Source organism: Wujia sp. (assembly GCF_056872695.1).
This window is the reverse complement of sequence record NZ_DBMFCD010000017.1, coordinates 15,810-35,662: the sequence shown is the minus strand read 5'-3', so window position 1 is coordinate 35,662 and position 19,853 is coordinate 15,810. Positions and strand designations below refer to the sequence as shown.

Below are 19,853 nucleotides of genomic sequence, written 5' to 3'. Positions count from 1 at the left end.
ATTACAAGCACTGGAATTGTTTGCCATGGTTTATATGTGGACTTATGATTTTAATACGAGGGAATATAAGCAGATTCAACTATGGTTCAATGTGGATTGCATTGCTGGTAATGATGTGGTTTTTCTGCCCGACGGAAGATATAAACAAATTATACGAAGCAGAAAGCAAAGGAGATGATGATATGCTGGTACTGCCGATTAAGAAAAAATGGTATGACATGATTTTGTCTGGAGAAAAGACGGAAGAATACCGGGAAATAAAATCGTACTACGATTCAAGGTTTGAAAGCGTGTTCGGGTGTCAGTGGCTATTTCGAGGCATAGACGGAGTAGGCGACACGACACCGCCTGAAAAGGAAATCATATTCAGAAACGGATATTCCAGAAACTCCAGACAGGCGAAAGCAACCTGCACGCTCACAAAAGGAACCGGCAACCCGGAATGGGGAGCAGAGCCGGGCGTTGAATATTATGTGCTGCACATCAAGAAAATACAGGAGGCGTGACTATGGGAAAAACGAGAAGCTGCCGCAGGACAGAGGACGAGAACAAAATACATGATAAAGCTGTCAAAATGCGAAAGATGACAGACGAGCAACTGGTACACTATGTCGAGGACCGAGTAGAGAAAGCCAGAAGCGAGGGTTTCAATCAGGGAAAGAAAGCAGCTCCAGAAATCGACACAGACAAGATTCTGGAGAAAATCGGAACGATTAAAGGAATCGGAGCTGTTAAGTTACAGGAAATCAAAGGTATTTTAGAACAGTGCAAATAGTTCCAATGACCTATGAGGTAACGATTGTTAATCTTGACAGGCTATGGTAAAATGATAAATATGCTTATAAAAGAAAGATATTAAAGCGAACCAGACACATAGGGGACGCCATGCTGATTCTGTAAAGATAGAATCAGTGATTGTGTTGATAAGAAAACAGAATTCGATTATGATAGTATGATCACATAAATATTGATAAGGAAATGGAGGAAAAGGTTATGAGTCGTTTAAAGCAGGCAGTGAAGATGCTTCAGTATAATTTTTCCTCCATTGCTTTTTTTGAGGTTGTTTACCGGGTGTTGTCGCTGGCAATCCTGACTCCGGCGATGTATGGACTGCTGAATGTGTCGATGGACATTGCGGGAGTTTCGTATCTGTCATCCGGAACGATTTACCGGTATATGCGGTCACCGATTACTTATGTGGCATTCCTGCTGATTTTGATTCTGATTGCATTTTTCTTACTGATTAATCTGTCGGGAATTATTTACAGTATGGAAGCATCGGTGCGGCGCGAGAAGCTGAATCCGATGGATATTTTGCTGCATGGAATCGGAAATGCCTGTCGGAGTCTGACACCGAAGAATCTGCTGACACTCGGGTATGTATTGTTTGTCCTGCCATTTACATATTCTCTTACGTTGTCGGGCACGTTGCTCGGATTGAAGTTGCCGGAGTTTCTGACACATTTTTTGAAGAACTATAAGTTCGGAGTAATGGGCGGACTTGCAATCTATCTTGTGCTCTGCCTGACCTTCTTCAAGGAGATTTTTACACTTAATTATTTTGTCTTGTATAAGGTCAGCTATAAGCAGGCACGCCGTATGAGTAAACAGGCGATGAAACATCATGCACTGCTTATGATGATTGGCGTGATCGCACTGAATCTGGCGATAGCAGTGACCGCGGTTTTGCTTGAAGGCGCATTTGCAACCGGAATCTCGAAGGCCGTGATGGGCCTGATTCCAAACAAAACGGTTGTGACGGTGATTGATACGATCTTCCGTGTCGCGACGGTGATTCTTTATGTGTTGATCGTCATAGTGGCAACGCCGCTTATTCATGCTTATATCTGTGCGCATTTCTATGAACGGGAAGGCGATATGGAATATGAAGAGTTTAAGAAGCTTCACGTGAATAAGATACAGGAGCGGGAAGAGAAGATTCTTCTGAGCCGTTCCCGAAAAAAACAGCGGACATTTCTTGCGTCGGTTGTTGCACTCGGACTTATTATGAATGGCTGCTATGTGTATCTGTCAACGAATAATTATATGTCCTTCCGCATTGCGTATCCGACGAATGCGTCCGTGACAGCGCATCGGGGGGATGATGCACATGCACCGGAGAATACGATGCCGGCATTTGAGAAGGCGGTCGAGGCCGGTGCGGATATTATCGAGTTGGATGTACGGCAGACGAAGGATGGCGTGTATGTCATCATGCATGATGAGAGTCTGAACCGGACGGCGAATGTTAAGCACAAGGTGGGCGAAGTGGATTATGATTACATCAGCAGGCTGGATGTCGGAAGTCTGTATGACCGGGCGTATGATGGCACGCGAATCCCCACATTGGAAGAAGTGCTGATTTTTGCCAGAGAAAACGATGTGTTCCTGAATATTGAACTGAAACCGGCAGAGACGGATCAGAATTATGTACAGGGAATTGTTGATCTGCTGCATGAATATGATTTTGTGGATCAGTGTATGCTTGGTTCCCAGAGTGTTGCAGCGTTGCGAGAAGCGAAGGAACTAGACCCCGACATTTCGACATTGTATATCATGACGATGGCGTTTGGAGATTTTGCGGGGATGGATGGTATTGATGGATTCAGTATCAAGCATACGTATATCAGTAACAATATGGTAAGTAAAATTCATGCAAAGGGCAAAAAAATCTATGCATGGACGGTAAATAATGAATCGGACATCAAGAACCTGTTGTTGCTGGATGTGGATGGGATTATCACGGATGATCCGACTAACACAAAGGAAGTTATATCCAATGCAAATGATTCTATCATCGAGGATTGGATGAAACGGCTGATTTATAAATATTAGATTGTATGCGAGAATAGAATGATTGGGAATGCAAAGAGGCTGTCGGATGAGGCAGCCTCTTTTGTTGCGGCGACGAGAAAAATGCACGCATTTATGTGGTGCATTGATGACCGCGAATAGAACAAGATGTGAGGTGCGCATCTTGCTCTGCGTGATGCATATTGAATTTATGATGCAATCAGTTTATTGTCTGAAAAATGCAGTAATCAAAGCGGCTAAAGCAGCGTAGTCATCCTGGTGCATCAGTTCGCTTGCGGAATGCATTGCAAGAACCGGAATTCCAATATCGCAGGCACGCATTGGAAGATAAGATGAAACGATAGGTCCAAGTGTCTGACCGCCTGGCATGCCGGAACGGTTCACGGTACGCTGCAAGGCAATGTGGTTTGCGTTGCATAAATCAATAATGCAGGCGCCTGCTTCGCTGTCGCAGACATAGCGCTGACTGGCACTGGATTTCAGGACAGCACCCTTTCCGAGCAGTACGGTGTTGGTAATATCGGCTTTCTCACTGTAATTTGGATGTGTGGCGTGTGCGACATCCACGGACAGATAGAATCCATCTTCAATCAGTGAAAGATGGCTGCCTGCGGTCAGACGATTCACAATATCGGAGAGCAGCATACTGTCGGCACCCTGTTTCGATCGGCTTCCGATTTCTTCGTTGTCAAACAGTGCACCGATACAAAGTGTATCGGAAGGCTCGGTGTCCGCCAATCCTTCTAAGATGGCACAGACAGAGGAGATGTTGTCGATGCGGGGGCTTGTTACAAGTGCATCGTTTATACCGACGGTCGTTGGTGCATCGCAGATGTACAGGTATAAATCGAAGTCCAGAACATCTTCTGGGTGAACGTTTAGTTTTTCTGCCACATAAGAAAGTAGGAAATGGGAATCAGGATTTTTCTGTTGCGTCTGCCCGTCCGATTGGTTTGAGGAACCATCCATAGAAACTGCCATGTCCACAATTGGAATCAACTCCTTCTGTACATCCAGTTCTCCTTCTTTGCTGCCGCGTTTCAGGTGTGGAGCAAGGTTTGGAATGATAGCAACCGGCTTTTCGGAATCAAACAGCTTGATTTCCGGATGGAAGATGGAATCACTCTTGCAGATGACTTTTCCTGCGAGTCCGAGTGGACGGTCAAACCATGTTTCTTTGATAAGTCCGCCGTAAGGTTCCACGTTTATTTGCAGATACCCCTGCTTTTTTAATTCCGGGTTTGGCTTTACCTTGAGCATCGGAAAATCTGTATGTGCACAGGCAATGCGCACCTGTGTGCTCTGCGTACCTTTCACAAATGGAATCACAATCGAAGAGAATGGAGCAAGGTAGTATTTACCGGCGGCAAGTTCTGCCAGCTCTTCACGGTCAGATACTGGTATAAATCCATGTGAATCTAAATATTCTTTGGCAAGAGCGGCGACGTGAAATTGCGTTTTGCCGTTCTGTAAAAAACGTAATAATGTTTTCATGTGATGATCTCCTTTTGAAAAAGTGTGAAACATACTATGATTTGAATATATAGTTGTATCAGCATCTGCCACTATACGATGTATTGAAACTAAGAAGTACTAGATGTTCTGAAAAGGTGTATTGAGAGCATACGCAACCGCCGCCAATTCGCCATCCGTGGCTCAGTGGCGGCTTGTTTGAACATCGTGTTCAAACATTGCTGGGAATGTACAGAACATCAAGAACTTCTAAGTCCCAAACATATGTATATTGCCAGATACTGATAGAACTATATATATCCAAATCATAGTATGTTTCGAAATCGTGTGGTTCCTGTATGTAGTATAGAGAGTTCCTTGGGAGATTGCAAGGCTGGAAGGGAACTTTTGACGGGAAAATGGATAGGAAGCTAATCTATGCTGGCGAAATGGGCGCAGAGAGGAAATTTCCGGGGAGAAAACCCACGTGGTGGGCGTAGGGGAGAGGCGGAGGGGGCGGAAAAACCCAGAGATGGCTTGTGTATATGGAATAAGGAACGTATAATGGATGTAGCGTTATATATGTAGCATAGGATGCACAGTAGGGCATGTAGAATGGAGAATGGGTTCGTGGGGAACACGTAATGAATGTTGATAGGAACAGGCAAGAGATGAACATGGAGAGGAACATGCGGTGAATATGGAGAGAAGTAAGTGATGAAAAAGATTAAAATAACACTGAACTATATGATAGCCTGTCTTGCCATTACAATTTCACTAGCCGGATGTGCGACCGGGCAAAACACAGCGGATGATGCGACAGCGATAGAAGCACAGGCAGATACGAAAAATGCGGATGAGCAACTTGCTGAGGAAATAGGAGATATTACAGCAACTGATCATACAGGGCTGATGGAAGATGCCGCAGGATCAGCGGTAGCAGCCGATTCTGACACACAGGATATAACGAAGAATCCTGATATGCAGGATAAAGACTCGCAGCCGTATGCACAATCGGAGAACGGACTTCCGCGTGCAATCCAGAAGGGAACCTCAGTTACACTTGCGAACATTCCGGTCTACGACGGAACTCCATATATCCAGCTTGAAAAAAACATCCCGGATTTTACGGAGGATGAAAAGAAAAATACCGAGACGTTTGAAACATATAGTGGGCTGGATTCGCTTGGGCGCTGCGGACAGGCATATGCAAATATCTGTCCGGAGATCCAGCCGATGGAAGAACGGGATGCAATCGGAAATGTCCGACCAAGTGGCTGGCACACGGTGAAGTATAATGATCTGATTGATGGCAATTATCTCTACAACCGCTGCCATCTGATCGCGTACTGCCTGGCCGGCGAAAATGCAAATGAGGAGAATCTGATCACCGGGACAAGATACCTGAATACCGAAGGGATGCTTCCGTTTGAAGAGATGGTCAATGATTATGTGGATAGGACTGGAAATCATGTGCTGTACCGCGTGACACCACAGTATGAAGGAGATAATCTGGTTGCTTCCGGCGTGGAGATGGAGGGATGGTCCGTTGAGGATGCAGGAACCGGAATCTGTTTCCATGTATACTGCTATAATGTACAGCCGGGAATCGAAATCAACTATGCAGACGGAACAAGCTGGGAAACCGTTTCCGATAATCGTGAGAACGCGCAGAAAACAGAAAGCGTTGGGCAGGAATCAGGATGCACAGGACAGGGAACCAGACTGGAAAGTGATATTACCACAGAGCAGCTGGAGATTGCCAATGGCGATTCAGACCGCCGGAACAAAACGGCACAGACTTATATTCTGAATACAAATACGAAGAAAATCCATCGACCGACCTGCTCGAGTGTCAGTCAGATGAAGGAGACAAATAAGCAGACCTATGAGGGAACCGTAGAGGAGTTAGAAAATATGGGATATGCTCCGTGCAAGAAATGTAATCCGTAATCGTAATCCGAATTCACGTATGTGCATCAAGACAAAATAACACGACAAATAATAAGCGTACAATACGCGGCTGTGTGCAAAACGGTACGTAAATCAGTTGTTGCGGGAAACAAGCCGTGCTATAATGATGTAGATTTTTATAACAATACGTTCGTACATGAAGATGGAAACATGAGGTGATTCTGGATTTATGAAATGGGATTAACCTGAGCGGCGTTCGTTCCGGGGGCAGGATATGCGATATTTATTTAGATAAAATCAGACATACAGAAAGAGAGAATATTATGAAATTATCAAGAGTTCATGGACTTTCCGGAGAAGTAGTAGTGCCGGGAGACAAGTCCATTTCACACAGAAGCATTATGCTTGGTTCCATTGCGAAAGGCAATACAGAGGTAGAAGGATTTTTGCAAGGCGCTGACTGCCTGTCTTCAATCGCCTGCTTCCGGAAAATGGGGGTTGAGATTGAGAATAATGGTGATAAGGTATTGGTGCATGGAAGAGGACTGCATGGGCTGACGGCACCGGATTCTGTGCTGGATGTTGGGAACAGCGGAACGACAACACGGCTGATGTCAGGAATTCTTGCAGCACAGCCGTTTGTGTCAACGGTCAATGGGGATGCATCAATTCAAAAGCGCCCAATGAAGCGAATCATTACTCCGCTTTCCCGGATGGGGGCAGATATCCGCAGTTTACGCGGAAATGATTGTGCACCGCTGGAGATTCATGGCACGAATCTGCATGGGATTCACTATGATTCACCGGTAGCTTCGGCACAGGTCAAATCAGCGATTCTGCTTGCTGGGCTTTATGCGGATGGCGAAACATCTGTGACAGAACCGGAAGTGAGCCGGAATCACACCGAGCTGATGTTTGAAGAATTTGGCGTGGATATCCGTACAGAAGGAAAGACTGTGTATGTGAAACCGGCAGACGAACTGTATGCAAAAAAGGTAATCGTGCCGGGAGATATTTCTTCGGCAGCATATTTCCTTGTGGCAGCAGCAATCACACCAAATAGCTGTGTGACAGTGAAAAATGTAGGGATTAACCCGACAAGGGATGGAATCCTGCGTGTGCTTTCAGATATGGGAGCGGACGTTACAGTGGAGAAGACATCTGGAGAAATCGGAGAGCCGACTGCCGATGTAACAGTGCGTACCTCGAATCTGAAAGGCTGTGTCGTTGGCGGAGAGGTAATCCCGACTCTGATTGATGAAATCCCGGCGATTGCGATTCTTGCCTGCTTTGCAGAGGGTGAGACGATCATCAAAGATGCGGCAGAATTGAAAGTAAAAGAATCAAACCGGATCGATGTTATGGTAGATAACCTGAAGAAAATGGGAGCAGATATTGAGGCAACGGAAGATGGTATGATTATCCGTGGTGGCAGACCACTTCATGGAGCCACAATTGACAGTCATCTCGATCATCGGGTGGCGATGAGTTTTACGGTTGCTGCGATGAACGCAGATGGCGAGACGGAGATTACCGGCGCAGAATGTGTTGATATTTCGTATCCGGGATTCTATGAAGATATGCGCAAGCTGGTAAAAATGTAGAACAGACGAATAAATCAGGCATACAATGCCAATACATAGGAAGTGTTGGGCTTTGCAGCTAAAAGAAAAAGTTCGATGAAACATTCATTGTCTCATCGAACTTTTTGCTTTTCCATGAAAGCTGCTGCATTTGAAATATAAGAATGTCGGATTCTCGGCAATTACTCAGCGTCAGCATCCTCAGCCTTTTCCTCAACAGGTTCTTCTGCTGCAGCATCCTCGGATTTTTCGGAATCATCCGGATTAATCGTCACATAATCACGATCGGCATCTTCCATTTCAAGATCCAGATCGTCTGCAAACAGATCATCCTCCTCGATATCATCTTCGTTGTCAAAGATCTTTGGCATCTTGTCTTTGATCGTAGTTTTTACTTTGTTGATCTTCTCATCAACATTGTTATCCTGATATACCTTAGATTCTTTGATCTTGTCCTTGAATGCATAGCACAGACCGCCAACTGCGGCTGCGGCAACTGTAAATTTTACGACACCCTTAAAAAACTTACCCATGTCTCAATCTCCTTTTCCATAATTATCTATATTTTACCACAATTATATAAAGACTATTCTAATACATGCAATAATAAAAAGCAAATAGAAATCTGCGGTTCACAGAAAGTTTAGAATTATTCCTTTGCCTTGCCCTGTATGATATGGTAGACTAAAAGATAATAAAAAAGTCCGGAGGATGATATAAAATGAAAAATTTAAAAGAAACTGAGAAGAATTTTCTTACCTGTGCGATTTTGATCGCACTTGTTGGAATAGCATTGGTTTTCTTAGACCAAACTACATTAGGAATCCTGAGTATTATTGCTGCAGGGGTATTCGTAGTAATCTTTTTTAAGATGGTGATCACAAGGAAAAAAGAGGAAAAAGAGGAAGAAAAGAAGCATGTTGACAGTAAGTGAAAATCGGAAACAGTTCGAACAGTGGACGCTCGACTATCAAAAGAAAAAGGAAGATGCGGATCGTTTGTTTGGAAGAATTTCCACATTGCGGATTCTGGCATTTTTGATTGGCGCAGCAGCCTTGATCATTGGAGTCACAGAAAAAGAAAAGACATATGCAGCATTACTGCTGATCGTAGGAGTAATGTTTTTGATTGGTTTTGTGTTACTTGTGAAATGGCATAGCGTTGTTGCAGAACGTCAGGAACTGCTGTCCGAAAAATGGGAGGTCTGCAAACGGTACTGCAACCGGTATACAGATGGCTGGCGTAAGTTTGAGGAAAAAGGAACCACTTATCTGCGGGAAGATGATTGTGTTGCTGCGGACATTGATCTGCTTGGAGAAAACTCCCTGTATCAGATGATTTCTGTGTGCCATACAGACAAGGGAAAACAGTTTTTGGCTAATCATCTTACAACGAGATATATAGACAGTTCGGAGCGGGAACAGCGACATACGGCGATACTGGAGCTTGCCGGGAAACCGGAGTTTGCGGTTGAATTTGAGACAGCCGGACGAAAAATGGAATCGGAAAAAGAGAAGTTTGATGCAGAGGCGTTTGAGGATTTCTGTGGAGATCCGGCACAGGGAAAGCTTCCTGTATTTGCACATATATTACGATTTGTATTTCCGGTATGCGAGATTGTAAGTCTGGCATTGTTTCTGGCAGGCGTGATCTCTTATGGCGTTCCATTGATTGGGTTTCTTGTTTTGATTGTTATTTCATGGCTGACCAGGTTTATGACGGATGCCATTATCCAGCCGGTTTCATATGCGGGTGCGGTAAGTGGAGAATATGAAGTGATGCTTTCGCTGATTGCAAAACAGGAGTTCCAGAGTGCGGTACTTTCTGATATGCAGCAGCATGCCGGCGGAGCAACGGGAGCCGTTCGCGCGTATCACAAATTAAAAGCCATCGGGCAGGCCTATAACATTTCCTTTAATCCGTTAGTGCATCAGATTTTGTGTGGATTTTTCCTCTGGGACTATCAGCTTGCGGCGGTTGTTTCCCGTTGGAAAAAAACATATGGATCGCAGGTCGCCGGATGTTCGGATATGATCGGAAAGCTTGAGGAACTGATGAGTTTTTCAGTGCTTGGTATGGTGCGGGAAACCGGCGATAGTACGATTGATTATAGTGGAAACAGGGTACATTTGGAAGGTAAAAATCTGTATCACCCGTTACTGCTGCCGGATCAGGCACAGGGCAATGATGTATGCCTGAAGGATGGCATTACAATTATTACAGGATCAAATATGTCAGGGAAGACGACATTTCTTCGTACAGTTGCAGTTAATCTGGTGCTTTCGTATCTTGGGGCTCCGGTTTGCGCGGAAGCCCTGCATGCATCATATATGCGGATTTTCACATCCATGCGTGTCAAGGATGATGTGGCACATGGAATTTCAACATTTTATGCAGAGATTTTACGAATTAAGGATATGGCGGGATACCGGAAAGAGGACAAGCCGATGCTCTGCCTGATTGATGAGATTTTCAAAGGAACAAATTCTGCGGACCGGATCGTCGGTGCGACGGAGGTTATTACAAAGCTTGCGGGAACCCATTGTATGACGGTTGTCTCCACACATGATTTTGAACTTTGTAATATTACAGATCGGAATCAGACACCTGCTGTGAATTATCATTTTCAGGAATATTATGAAGGCGATGAATTACGGTTTGATTATAAGATCCGCGATGGCAGATGTACGACGACGAATGCACGGGCGATCCTCCGTATGGCAGGGTTTGAGGTAGGATAGAATTGTGCAGGATTGTACAAAATGGATAAAAAAATGCCGGACATTTGTCGAAAAAGCTTTGTCAATTATGCACAATGCCAATTATGAATTATTGACAAAGCGAAGGTTGACTTTGTCGCGCATTTTGTTATAAAATCGAAGTAGTGAAATTCAATTACAAGGGGGTATATGGCAATGGCATTACCAGCAAATATTACAGCAGGTTCTGACAGCAATGTCCTTACGATTGCGGCATCCAATAATAAAGGACTGCTGATCCGTTTCCTGAATGACCAGGTAGAAGATGGCTTTTATGCTTTGGTTATTGACTATTTGAAGGACAGCAATTTCGACCTCAAGAATATGATGGTCGATGACGATGTAAAAGCACAGTGTACAAAGCTTTATGAATTGGGTGAATTTGTAGATACCAATATTAAAGCAACCGGACGATATGAGATTGAAGAGTGGATTGAACCGCTGTTCAAATTTGTGTATGGAGATATTGATCCGCTGGATGTGGATGCACCTATCAGTACATCCGGTATTTATCGTTACAGCATCTGGCTGATTTATCTGTATCAGAGAGAGTGCTTCGGCGATGCAATGCGTCTGATCGGTGAGCGTATTGCGCCATTGCTTATTAATCTGAGCTATCAGATTTTAGAGGATGATGACAGACCGAAGAACTTTGATAAGGCAATCATGGGATACCTTGATCTGATCAATGTTATCATGGAGATGGGACTTCCGGCAGACGATGCAAATTCAGATGCATACATGAATAATCTGGAAGTATTGTTTGACTATGTGGTAGAAGATCCGCATGTAGGAAATGATTACAAGATACAGTTCTCAATCGGACTGTTCAATGCGTATATCCATAACAAGGAATACAGCAAGGCATTTGAGTTTTACGGATTGAATGCGGAGTATATTCCAATTGACAATATGTCAGTTTATGAGAGCTTTAAGGAATTGATCCGTAACACGAACTCAGCAGCTGATACAACGGTATTGAGCAGAAGTGTTATCAACGCAATCTCAAAGCAGGAGATTTACAACAAGCGTATCGATACATTGATTTCAGAAGTGTCTTCGTTTGTAAGAAAAGTATATCTTTATATCGAAAACGAGCCAAACATGAAGAAGAATCTGCAGATTCTTGGTGCAGGTGCTGCCTTGAGTGACAAGCATAATATTTTTGAGGGTCTGTATGAGTATAACCTTGTGTTCTATGAGTGTGGAATCAAGGATCTGGTAAATCAGGATAATTCAAACAAGTCATGGGAAGAAAAGTATGAGATTCTCGATTTGCTCTATACAACATTGAATGTTATTTTTGATGGTTACAATGTATATGAGATTTCAAACAAGATTGAGCATCAGTATGTAGAGCTTACATGGATTGGAAATTATGTCAATGCAAATCCTTCTCTGCTCAAGCTGTTCTTCAGTGTAAAGGAGAAGATTAAGGCATTTAAGGTTCGTAAGAATTCTATTCTTGAGAAGTCTAAGACGAATTATGAGATTAAGCAGATGATTGATGATCGTCAGAAGGCACTCGTATTTATGACTGCAGAAGATATGATCAGCAATGGCTTGAACAGTGGAAAGATCAATATTATCAACAATAACTATGATCCAAAGATTGCGGAAAAACAGTTGATTAAGACTTATGCGGAAATCGTAGTTCCGGCCAAATATAAGAAGAATGAAGTTCCTCAGACCGGTGGTAAGTTCTTTGGTAAGAATTCTGCTCCTGCTATGGATCCGGATTTACAGAAGCTGTTGTCCGATACAAAGATAGAAGAGATGCTTTTAAAGTCTGAGTGGTTGTGGAATCAGTATGAGGATAAGGGCAATGATCAGCAGACACCAGAGGAAGCTACATACAGTGTTGTATGCCTGATCAAGGTAGTAGAGAAACTCCTTGACAGAAAGGGTGGAAACTCATCCCGCTCAGAATCCTCTCCGAATAAGAAAGTCATTATCACAAAGACAGGTAAGGTTATCGAGTTATCCGACGAGGGTGCGCAGACACAGAACAATAACACAACGCTTCAGCCGACTGTAATCGAGAACTTGAACAACATCATCGTGACCTTGAAAGACAAGTCCGATGCAAACGTGAAGTATGTACAGGCGTATGTAAATGACTGGTTGAATTCAGTTGTAGATGCGAAGCTGGATAAGAACTCTATGTTGCAGTTGTACGAGGCAGAAGAACTTCGTAACAAGACGTTGACTGTCATTAAGAAGCTTCGTGCAGATCTTTTATAATCAGACCACAAAAAAACCTTTATCATAAAGCGGGAGGTATCTTATGGATACCTCCTAATTTTATTCTGGACGCCTTTGATATGAATGCAATTAAAAAATGGATGAGAACAGTATATGGCAGAAAAAAGACAGAGAATTAATATAAATATTTATCGTGCGAGTCACAACGCAGAGGAAAGTCAGCATATATTTGATGTCGAGGAGGAACTGAAAAAACTTCCGAAAAGTCCTGGCGTCTATATCATGCACAGCAAAAATGATGATATCCTCTATGTTGGAAAAGCTGTGAGTCTGCATAGCCGGGTACGACAGTATTTTCAGACGGGACACGGACATGGAGGCTCGGCGAAGATTGCAAAGATGGTCTCGCAGATTGCGTATTTTGAATATATTGTGACAAGCTCTGAGATGGAAGCACTTGTGCTTGAATGTAATCTGATCAAGGAGTATCGCCCGAAGTATAATACGATGATGACGGATGACAAAGGATACCCGTATATCCGTGTTACGGTAGAAGAGGCGTTCCCGCGATTTTTGTACAGCCATTCGATGAAACGGGATCATTCTAAATATTTCGGACCATATACCAATGCGCGTGCAGTCAAAGATATACTGGAACTGATTAACAAGCTTTATCATCTTCGTACATGTAATCGCAGACTGCCACAGGATATTGGCAAAGAACGTCCGTGCTTATATTATCAGATCGGACAGTGTAAGGCACCCTGCAATGGGAAGATCAGTCAGGAAGAGTATGGCAGACAGGTGCAGGCGGCATTATCGTTCCTGAATGGAAATTACAAGGACATTCTTTCTGAATTACAGGTGCAGATGAGAAAACAGGCAGAGGAGATGGAATTTGAAAAGGCGGCAGAAACGCGGGATTTGATCGAAAGCATTCGACATATTGAGGACAAACAGCAGATGAATAAGGCGTCCGGGGAAGACCGGGACGTGATTGCGTGTGCATCGAATGAGAAAGACATTGTGGTGACAGTGTTCTTTGTGCGTGATGGTAAGCTGCTGGGCCGGGAAAATCATCATATGAATGGTAACAGTAAGGAACGATTACCGGAGGTGCTGACAGCTTTTATTAAGCAGTTTTATTCGGGGACACCTTATCTGCCAAAGGAGATTCTGGTGCCGGAAATGCCAGAGGAACGTGAGATATTGGAGGCGTATTTGAGCGAACGGCGCGAATCCAAGGTGCAGATTGTTGTGCCGCAGAAAGGTGATAAGAAAAAAATACTGGATCTGGCAGCCGAAAATGCAAGACTGGTACTGGCACAGGACATGGAACGCGTGAAACGGCAGGAGAAACGGACGATCGGCGCAGCAAATGAGATTGCGGAGCTTCTTGGAATTCCGTCAGCGAATCGGATGGAGGCGTTTGATATTTCCAATATTTCCGGTGTATTGTCCGTGGCATCGATGGTTGTGTTCGAACAGGGAAAACCAAAGAAAAATGCGTATCGCAAATTCCGGCTGCGTACGGTAACCGGACCGGATGATTATGCATCTATGAAGGAGGTGCTGTCGAGGCGTTTCACAGACGAGAAGATGGATATTTTACCGGATGTCATCATGATGGATGGTGGTAAAGGCCAGGTGAATGTCGCGTTGATGGTATTAGACAGTCTGGGACTTGACATTCCGGTCTGTGGTATGGTAAAAGATGATAATCACAGGACAAGAGGGTTATATTACAACAATGTGGAAGTGAAGTTTCCAAAGGGCAGTGAAGCGATGCTGATGGTGACAGCATTACAGGATGAGGCACACCGGTTTGCGATTGAATACCACAGACAGCTACGCAGTAAGAATCAGGTACATTCCGTGCTGGATGAGATACCGGGAGTCGGTGAGAACCGAAGGAAACAACTACTTAAATATTTTGGTGAGATAAGGAAGATCAAAGAAGCGACGGTTGGCGAGCTTGCTGAAGTGCCGGGAATTCCGGAATCCGTTGCAAAGAATGTGTATGATTTTTTTCATGTGGAATAAACAGCGCAAACAACATTCAAAATCGGATGAAGATAGACATAGGAGAATAACATATGTTTCAGAGATTTTTTCCAAACGAATATTATGACAGTACCTACCATATAGATTTTCAGGCCTTTTATGACAAAGGGTACCGGGCGGTGCTGTTCGATGTTGACAATACACTGGTGGAACATGATGCACCAGCCAATGCACGTGCAAAGACGCTGATCCGGCAATTAAAGGATATGGGGTATGGCGTCTGTTTCGTGTCAAACAACGACGAAGAACGCGTGAAGTCCTTCAATGATCAGGTTGGCGCGGCTTATGTATATAAGGCAGGAAAACCTTCGGCGAAAGGCTATGTACAGGCGATGAAGAAGCTTGGCACTGACCGGACAAACACGTTGTTTGTCGGGGATCAGATCTTTACAGATATCTGGGGCGCGAACAATGCGCAACTTTACAGTATTTTAGTGCAGCCGATTGCAAAGCATGAGGAGATTCAGATTGTATTAAAACGAATCCCGGAAAAATGGGTGTTGCACAGCTATCTGAAGAAACATACATTGCAGACAGGAAAGTAAAAAAGAAAACATACGAAAAAGAAAAAGACGCGAAAAGCGTCTTTTTCTTTGGGTTAAAATATATTTATCAGTAAAATAATTAAGCAAGCTTGTTAACAGCAAGTGTTAAACGGGAAATCTTTCTTGAAGCATTGTTCTTGTGGTAGATTCCCTTTGAAGTAGCTTTGCTGATCTCAGATGTAGCAACCTGAAGTGCAGCTTCTGCAGCAGCCTTATCGTTTGCCTCGATAGCAGCCTCAACCTTCTTAACTAAAGTCTTAATCTTAGACTTGATCATTTTGTTTCTTAAAGTCTTTGTCTCAATAACAAGAATTCTCTTCTTTGCGGATTTGATATTAGCCAAACCTGACACCTCCATAAATATTATAATAGTTAGTTTATATAATTATCACTTTGGTCAAGACACGAACAACCCGTCCACACCACCAGACAGATTGGACCAGTGAAAATTTCTAATTGTGTTTACACACAAACCATAGAATAGCAAAAAGCCATTTTTCTGTCAATAGTTTTTGACGAAAAAACCTGTAAAAACCTAAATTTTAGCTTGCAGAATAATCCTGAATCATCTTATCATAATCTGCAATTGGCATAGGCTTCGCAAATAGGAAGCCCTGACCGATTTCACAGTTGATGGAACTGAGCATTTCCAGCTGTTCAACGGTCTCGATACCTTCGCTGACCACACGGATATCGAGGGTGTGAGCCATCTCGATGATGCTGCGCAGGATGCTGACTGCGTTTTTGTCGTTCGTCGTTGAACGTGACAAGAAATCATGGTCGAGCTTGATGACATCGATCGGCAGATCTTTGAGTAGTGTAAGCGATGAGTAGCCAGTTCCGAAGTCATCCATATTGATGATGAAATCCATGGATTTCAGTTTCTTCAATACGTCGATCATCTGCGAGTAGTTCTCGGAGAAGATGCTCTCTGTAATCTCGAACTCCAAATAATGATGTGGAATATAGTATCGTTCCACAATTTCCTGAACCTTCGACAGGAAATCCGGATGAACCAGCGTTACCCGTGACAGGTTCACAGAGAACGGGATGACATAAATGTCAGAATCGAGATAACGACGGATGGACTTGCATGCCTGTTCCAGCATGAAACAGTCGATCTGATAGATGAAGCCGTTCTTCTCGAAGGATGGTATAAAGGCTGCCGGTTCCAGAAATCCCTTGGAAGGCGATAACCAGCGAACCAGAAGCTCACCACCAATCAGACTCTTTGATGCAATATCGTATTTTGGCTGTACATATGCACAGAATTCATTATTCTCGAGAGCTCCATGAATGCTGTTCTCAAGCTGCGCGTCGTTCAATACCTTTTTGTGGTATTCATCATCGTAGAATGCATAAGACACGCCGGTTGAAGCATCGATAGACTTGCCGGCCATCATTGCACGGTCAACTAAGCGGTTTATGCTGTAGCTGTGCATGGTTTCGTCGATGATCAGGATTCCGGTTGTGAAGTCTACAACGAACCGATCCTGGATGGCAAGACAGGAATCATGAACCTCCGCCTTGATGTTGTTGAAGATAGACATGAACTGATCTTCCGCCTTGTAGTGAATCAGCATGATATAAGTATCACTGATGACACGGGCAAATGTCTCGCCCTCCTGCATATATTTGTTCAATACATCTGCAACAGCCTTGAGTGTCTGGTCACCCACGTTGTGTCCATAGGTCTCATTGATGTATTTGAAGTTCTTAATGTTAAAGTAGAACATTACATAATCGGTATCCGGATTGTCGTTTAGGATAGCCTGTGCATCAACCTTGAACTTCTCGAAGTTTCCGTATCCGGTTACGATATCGCGGTAGGAAGCTTCGGCAATACGCTTCTCGATATTTATGTTCTGCTCGAGCTCCTTGCGAAGCTGCTCTGCCTTTGTCTCCTTGTGGGTGGAGGTGGAGATCAGGAATGTATGGCTTCCGGAATTCCAGTTGATTGTTGTCATATGGACATCCAGAGGCTCGTCCAGTGTGCGGTTATGCTTAATACAGCTAACCGTTGGATTGCCGTCGGAGATTTTGTGTACCGGACAATCCCTGCAAGGCGCACTTTCCTGTTGCAGACAAGAGTAGCATTTGCTGTTTAAAGCAAGTTTTGGAAAATATTCCCGCGCACATTCGTTGAAATACATGACGTCGTAGGAATCCTTGTCGACAACGACCATCGGATTCTGTACGAGATCAAACGCCTTGATCGTGTCATCACGCAGCAATGACATCGCACGGTTTGCCTGTTTTGTCTTGATCGCTTCTCCGAACAGGCGGAAGATTTGCTTAAATGCGGTCAATGTCTGCGCGTTCCATGTGACGTCTTTGTCCATGGAATAGAAGCTGATAAAGCCAATCCGTTTGCCGTTTGTATTGATATCGCACTGCATGAGCTTGCGGATGCCTTCCGCATACGGGTTCATGCTTGCGGTGTTTGTCTTGATCAAAGATGTATCGGAGGAATAGGTAATGCCGTCCGTTCCCATCGCAGATAATTCCTCCAGAATCGCAGCAGGCGTATGCTGGCGGAGCGTCATATCGTTGTTGATTCCCTTTTTGCACCATTGATGCGTACAGTCAACGAAGCTCTTGTTGTAGCTGTATTCCCAGATGCTGATCTTGTCGATGGCGTAGTGCTCGCCTACGATTGCCATTGCCTGTTCGATCGCAGTGTAGGTGTTGGTGCTGGCAAACAGTGTAGAAAGCAGGGAATCTAAAAGAGCAGAGGTTCCTGTTTCTTTTGCTGTCGGCTCGGAACGATCATTTTCGTACTTCCCACGTTCCATATCATCGGCATAGAAGAAGTAGCCGTTTTTGCCGTTTAACTTCGCCTGATACAGGGCAGTATCTGCGTTTTCCAGTAAGACATTGTACGGAATCTGCTGGTTCGTTGCGGCGATACCGATACTGAGTGTGACCTTGCAATCGTGCTGGTACAGCTCACGCAGACGATCGGCGATCATAACGGCTTTTTCGCTTGCAAGCTGGGTATCTAACACATTGGACAAAAATACGCAGAATTCGTCGCCGCCGAGACGCCCGGCAATGCCGTAATCGCCTTTGAATTCCTGCAGCGTCTTTGCGATGTCGACGATGACTTCGTCACCCTTCAAATGTCCAAATGTATCATTGATCTTCTTGAAATCATCAATATCGACCAACATCAGAACCTGATAGCTGTTTCCGTTTAGTTCACGCAGGGATGCTTGAATTTTGCTCTCGGTTGTCGCCTTGTTGTAAAGTCCGGTCATCTGATCAGTCTCTGCACGGATCAGCAGCTTTTGCTGTTCCACCTTCTGGGCGTGGATGTTCCGGAGCAGACCAACGACACGAAGCGGCGTTCCCTCCTCGTCGTAGATGGTGGAGAATGTGGAGAAGTACCACTGGAAGCCACCATTTTTCGTGTTTAATTTGAACTCTGTCGAATGATATTCTGTGCCGGCTTTTGCCAGATAAAACAGCTCCTCGATCGCGGACTGTGTATCGTAAGAGACGAGTCCCATCTTGAGCATATTTTCGGTCGGGTTCTCAATCACAGATTCACCTTCAAAGATATGGTTGAACTTCTCGGCAAAGGTGATCGTATCGGTTGCGATATCATATTCGTAAGGAAGTTCCTCGGAGATATCGGAGATGATCAGATATTTCTGTTCTTCGAGCATTGCCTTTGTCTCGGCAATCTTCAGACTTGTAATATCCGACATAACGAGGTTTACAACCGGGAAGCCCTGTTCCTCGGAACCGGAGCGGGCGATGACTGCATTGACCCATTTGATGCTGCCATCCGCACACTGGATACGGAAGTTCATGATCTTGGAATTCTCCTCGTTTTCCGTCAGGTCAGCGAGTGCGTCAATCACAAGCGCCAGATCCTCACTCAATACGAGCTGCAGTGTGCTCTTGCCGAACTTCTCCTTGTAATCATGCTCAGAGTAGCCGCACATATCATAAAAGAAATTATTTGCCCATAAAAGAGAGAGATTGTTGTCGAGCAGATGCTTGCTTACACCGCTCGGAACGGTATTTGCGAAAATCTCCAGATCGGTCTTGGCACGGACGGTCTCGTTCGCTGCATTTTCCAGATTCGTGATATCGGTAAAAACGCACTGTAATACGTCACGACCATCGTTCAAAGAAAATGCCTGTCCGTTGCAAAGCACCGTCAGAACCGTACCGCTCTTTGTCACGATCCGATGCTGGATACTGATCAGATTCGAGATACTTAACTGATAGTTCATGGAGGCGATCACTTCTGTGAAGTCCTCCACATATAACAGATTGTCCAGGGTACAGATCTTCTTGGACAATTCACGCGGAGAATACCCGGTCATTGTACAAAGTCCCTGGTCAAAGTCTAAAATATTGTATGGTGCATCTGTCTCCAAGACAAATGTAGCCACGTCATTTCCATTTACAAAATTGCTTGATGCCATTATCGCCCCACCACCTCATGCTGTATAAAAAAACTACTATTATTATAGAGGAAAACAGCATATGACGCAAGGCAA

Annotated in this window: 14 protein-coding genes; 10 read left to right on the top strand and 4 right to left on the bottom strand. The window is 44.2% G+C overall.

What is annotated here, in order from left to right; genetic code table 11:
- The 3 genes from ACZQK9_RS12580 to ACZQK9_RS12570 form a co-directional block, all read left to right on the top strand.
- The coding region (locus tag ACZQK9_RS12580; RefSeq protein ID WP_483270792.1) for a hypothetical protein at window positions 1-506 on the top strand (506 nt) is incomplete at its 5' end.
- A 2-nt stretch (window positions 507-508) separates the two neighbouring features.
- Entirely contained in the window at window positions 509-775 is a 267-nt protein-coding gene (locus ACZQK9_RS12575; RefSeq protein ID WP_237963065.1) for a hypothetical protein, read from the top strand.
- Between the two features lie 218 nt (window positions 776-993).
- Window positions 994-2,835, top strand: coding sequence for a glycerophosphodiester phosphodiesterase family protein (locus tag ACZQK9_RS12570; protein WP_483270791.1), 1,842 nt, complete (start codon window positions 994-996; stop codon window positions 2,833-2,835).
- Window positions 2,836-3,018: 183 nt separating this feature from the next.
- On the opposite strand, the gene ACZQK9_RS12565 is transcribed toward ACZQK9_RS12570, so the two are convergent.
- Window positions 3,019-4,308, bottom strand: a complete 1,290-nt coding sequence (locus tag ACZQK9_RS12565; protein WP_483270790.1) for a M18 family aminopeptidase — start codon at window positions 4,306-4,308, stop codon at window positions 3,019-3,021.
- A gap of 675 nt (window positions 4,309-4,983) precedes the next feature.
- On the opposite strand from ACZQK9_RS12565, the gene ACZQK9_RS12560 reads away from it, so the two are divergent.
- Window positions 4,984-6,219 carry a DNA/RNA non-specific endonuclease gene (locus ACZQK9_RS12560; RefSeq protein WP_483270789.1) on the top strand — a complete coding sequence of 412 codons (1,236 nt, stop codon included), beginning with the start codon at window positions 4,984-4,986 and terminating at the stop codon, window positions 6,217-6,219.
- A gap of 284 nt (window positions 6,220-6,503) precedes the next feature.
- A complete protein-coding gene (gene aroA, locus ACZQK9_RS12555) occupies window positions 6,504-7,784 on the top strand; it encodes a 3-phosphoshikimate 1-carboxyvinyltransferase (RefSeq protein ID WP_483270788.1) in 1,281 nt (426 codons plus the stop codon).
- A gap of 161 nt (window positions 7,785-7,945) precedes the next feature.
- Here the strand turns inward: aroA and ACZQK9_RS12550 are convergent, their stop codons facing one another.
- Window positions 7,946-8,296 carry a hypothetical protein gene (locus ACZQK9_RS12550; RefSeq protein WP_483270787.1) on the bottom strand — a complete coding sequence of 117 codons (351 nt, stop codon included), beginning with the start codon at window positions 8,294-8,296 and terminating at the stop codon, window positions 7,946-7,948.
- Between the two features lie 188 nt (window positions 8,297-8,484).
- On the opposite strand from ACZQK9_RS12550, the gene ACZQK9_RS12545 reads away from it, so the two are divergent.
- From ACZQK9_RS12545 to ACZQK9_RS12525, 5 genes are all read left to right on the top strand, one after another.
- Entirely contained in the window at window positions 8,485-8,697 is a 213-nt protein-coding gene (locus tag ACZQK9_RS12545) for a hypothetical protein (protein WP_483270786.1), read from the top strand.
- Window positions 8,681-10,504 carry a MutS-related protein gene (locus ACZQK9_RS12540; RefSeq protein ID WP_483270785.1) on the top strand — a complete coding sequence of 608 codons (1,824 nt, stop codon included), beginning with the start codon at window positions 8,681-8,683 and terminating at the stop codon, window positions 10,502-10,504. Before ACZQK9_RS12545 ends, ACZQK9_RS12540 begins: the two co-directional genes overlap by 17 nt.
- A 174-nt stretch (window positions 10,505-10,678) precedes the next feature.
- On the top strand, window positions 10,679-12,766 hold the full coding sequence (locus ACZQK9_RS12535) for a hypothetical protein (protein ID WP_178016356.1): 2,088 nt from the start codon (window positions 10,679-10,681) through the stop codon (window positions 12,764-12,766).
- Window positions 12,767-12,952: 186 nt separating this feature from the next.
- Window positions 12,953-14,770 carry an excinuclease ABC subunit UvrC gene (uvrC, locus tag ACZQK9_RS12530; protein ID WP_483270793.1) on the top strand — a complete coding sequence of 606 codons (1,818 nt, stop codon included), beginning with the start codon at window positions 12,953-12,955 and terminating at the stop codon, window positions 14,768-14,770.
- Window positions 14,771-14,823: 53 nt separating this feature from the next.
- Complete coding sequence (locus ACZQK9_RS12525; RefSeq protein ID WP_483270784.1) at window positions 14,824-15,336, top strand: YqeG family HAD IIIA-type phosphatase; 513 nt, start codon at window positions 14,824-14,826, stop codon at window positions 15,334-15,336.
- A gap of 79 nt (window positions 15,337-15,415) precedes the next feature.
- Here the strand turns inward: ACZQK9_RS12525 and rpsT are convergent, their stop codons facing one another.
- Window positions 15,416-15,679, bottom strand: a complete 264-nt coding sequence (gene rpsT / locus ACZQK9_RS12520) for a 30S ribosomal protein S20 (protein WP_178016359.1) — start codon at window positions 15,677-15,679, stop codon at window positions 15,416-15,418.
- 199 nt (window positions 15,680-15,878) lie between these two features.
- Window positions 15,879-19,778 carry an EAL domain-containing protein gene (locus ACZQK9_RS12515; RefSeq protein ID WP_483270783.1) on the bottom strand — a complete coding sequence of 1,300 codons (3,900 nt, stop codon included), beginning with the start codon at window positions 19,776-19,778 and terminating at the stop codon, window positions 15,879-15,881.
- Window positions 19,779-19,853 lie beyond the last annotated feature (75 nt).

Coding starts and splice junctions, on each gene's coding strand:
- ACZQK9_RS12525 (WP_483270784.1), top strand. CDS start 14,824: ATGTTTCAGAGATTTTTTCCAAACGAATATTATGACAGTACCTACCAT.
- ACZQK9_RS12565 (WP_483270790.1), bottom strand. CDS start 4,308: ATGAAAACATTATTACGTTTTTTACAGAACGGCAAAACGCAATTTCAC.
- ACZQK9_RS12535 (WP_178016356.1), top strand. CDS start 10,679: ATGGCATTACCAGCAAATATTACAGCAGGTTCTGACAGCAATGTCCTT.
- ACZQK9_RS12545 (WP_483270786.1), top strand. CDS start 8,485: ATGAAAAATTTAAAAGAAACTGAGAAGAATTTTCTTACCTGTGCGATT.
- ACZQK9_RS12515 (WP_483270783.1), bottom strand. CDS start 19,778: ATGGCATCAAGCAATTTTGTAAATGGAAATGACGTGGCTACATTTGTC.
- ACZQK9_RS12570 (WP_483270791.1), top strand. CDS start 994: ATGAGTCGTTTAAAGCAGGCAGTGAAGATGCTTCAGTATAATTTTTCC.
- ACZQK9_RS12560 (WP_483270789.1), top strand. CDS start 4,984: ATGAAAAAGATTAAAATAACACTGAACTATATGATAGCCTGTCTTGCC.
- ACZQK9_RS12540 (WP_483270785.1), top strand. CDS start 8,681: ATGTTGACAGTAAGTGAAAATCGGAAACAGTTCGAACAGTGGACGCTC.
- ACZQK9_RS12550 (WP_483270787.1), bottom strand. CDS start 8,296: ATGGGTAAGTTTTTTAAGGGTGTCGTAAAATTTACAGTTGCCGCAGCC.
- aroA (WP_483270788.1), top strand. CDS start 6,504: ATGAAATTATCAAGAGTTCATGGACTTTCCGGAGAAGTAGTAGTGCCG.
- ACZQK9_RS12575 (WP_237963065.1), top strand. CDS start 509: ATGGGAAAAACGAGAAGCTGCCGCAGGACAGAGGACGAGAACAAAATA.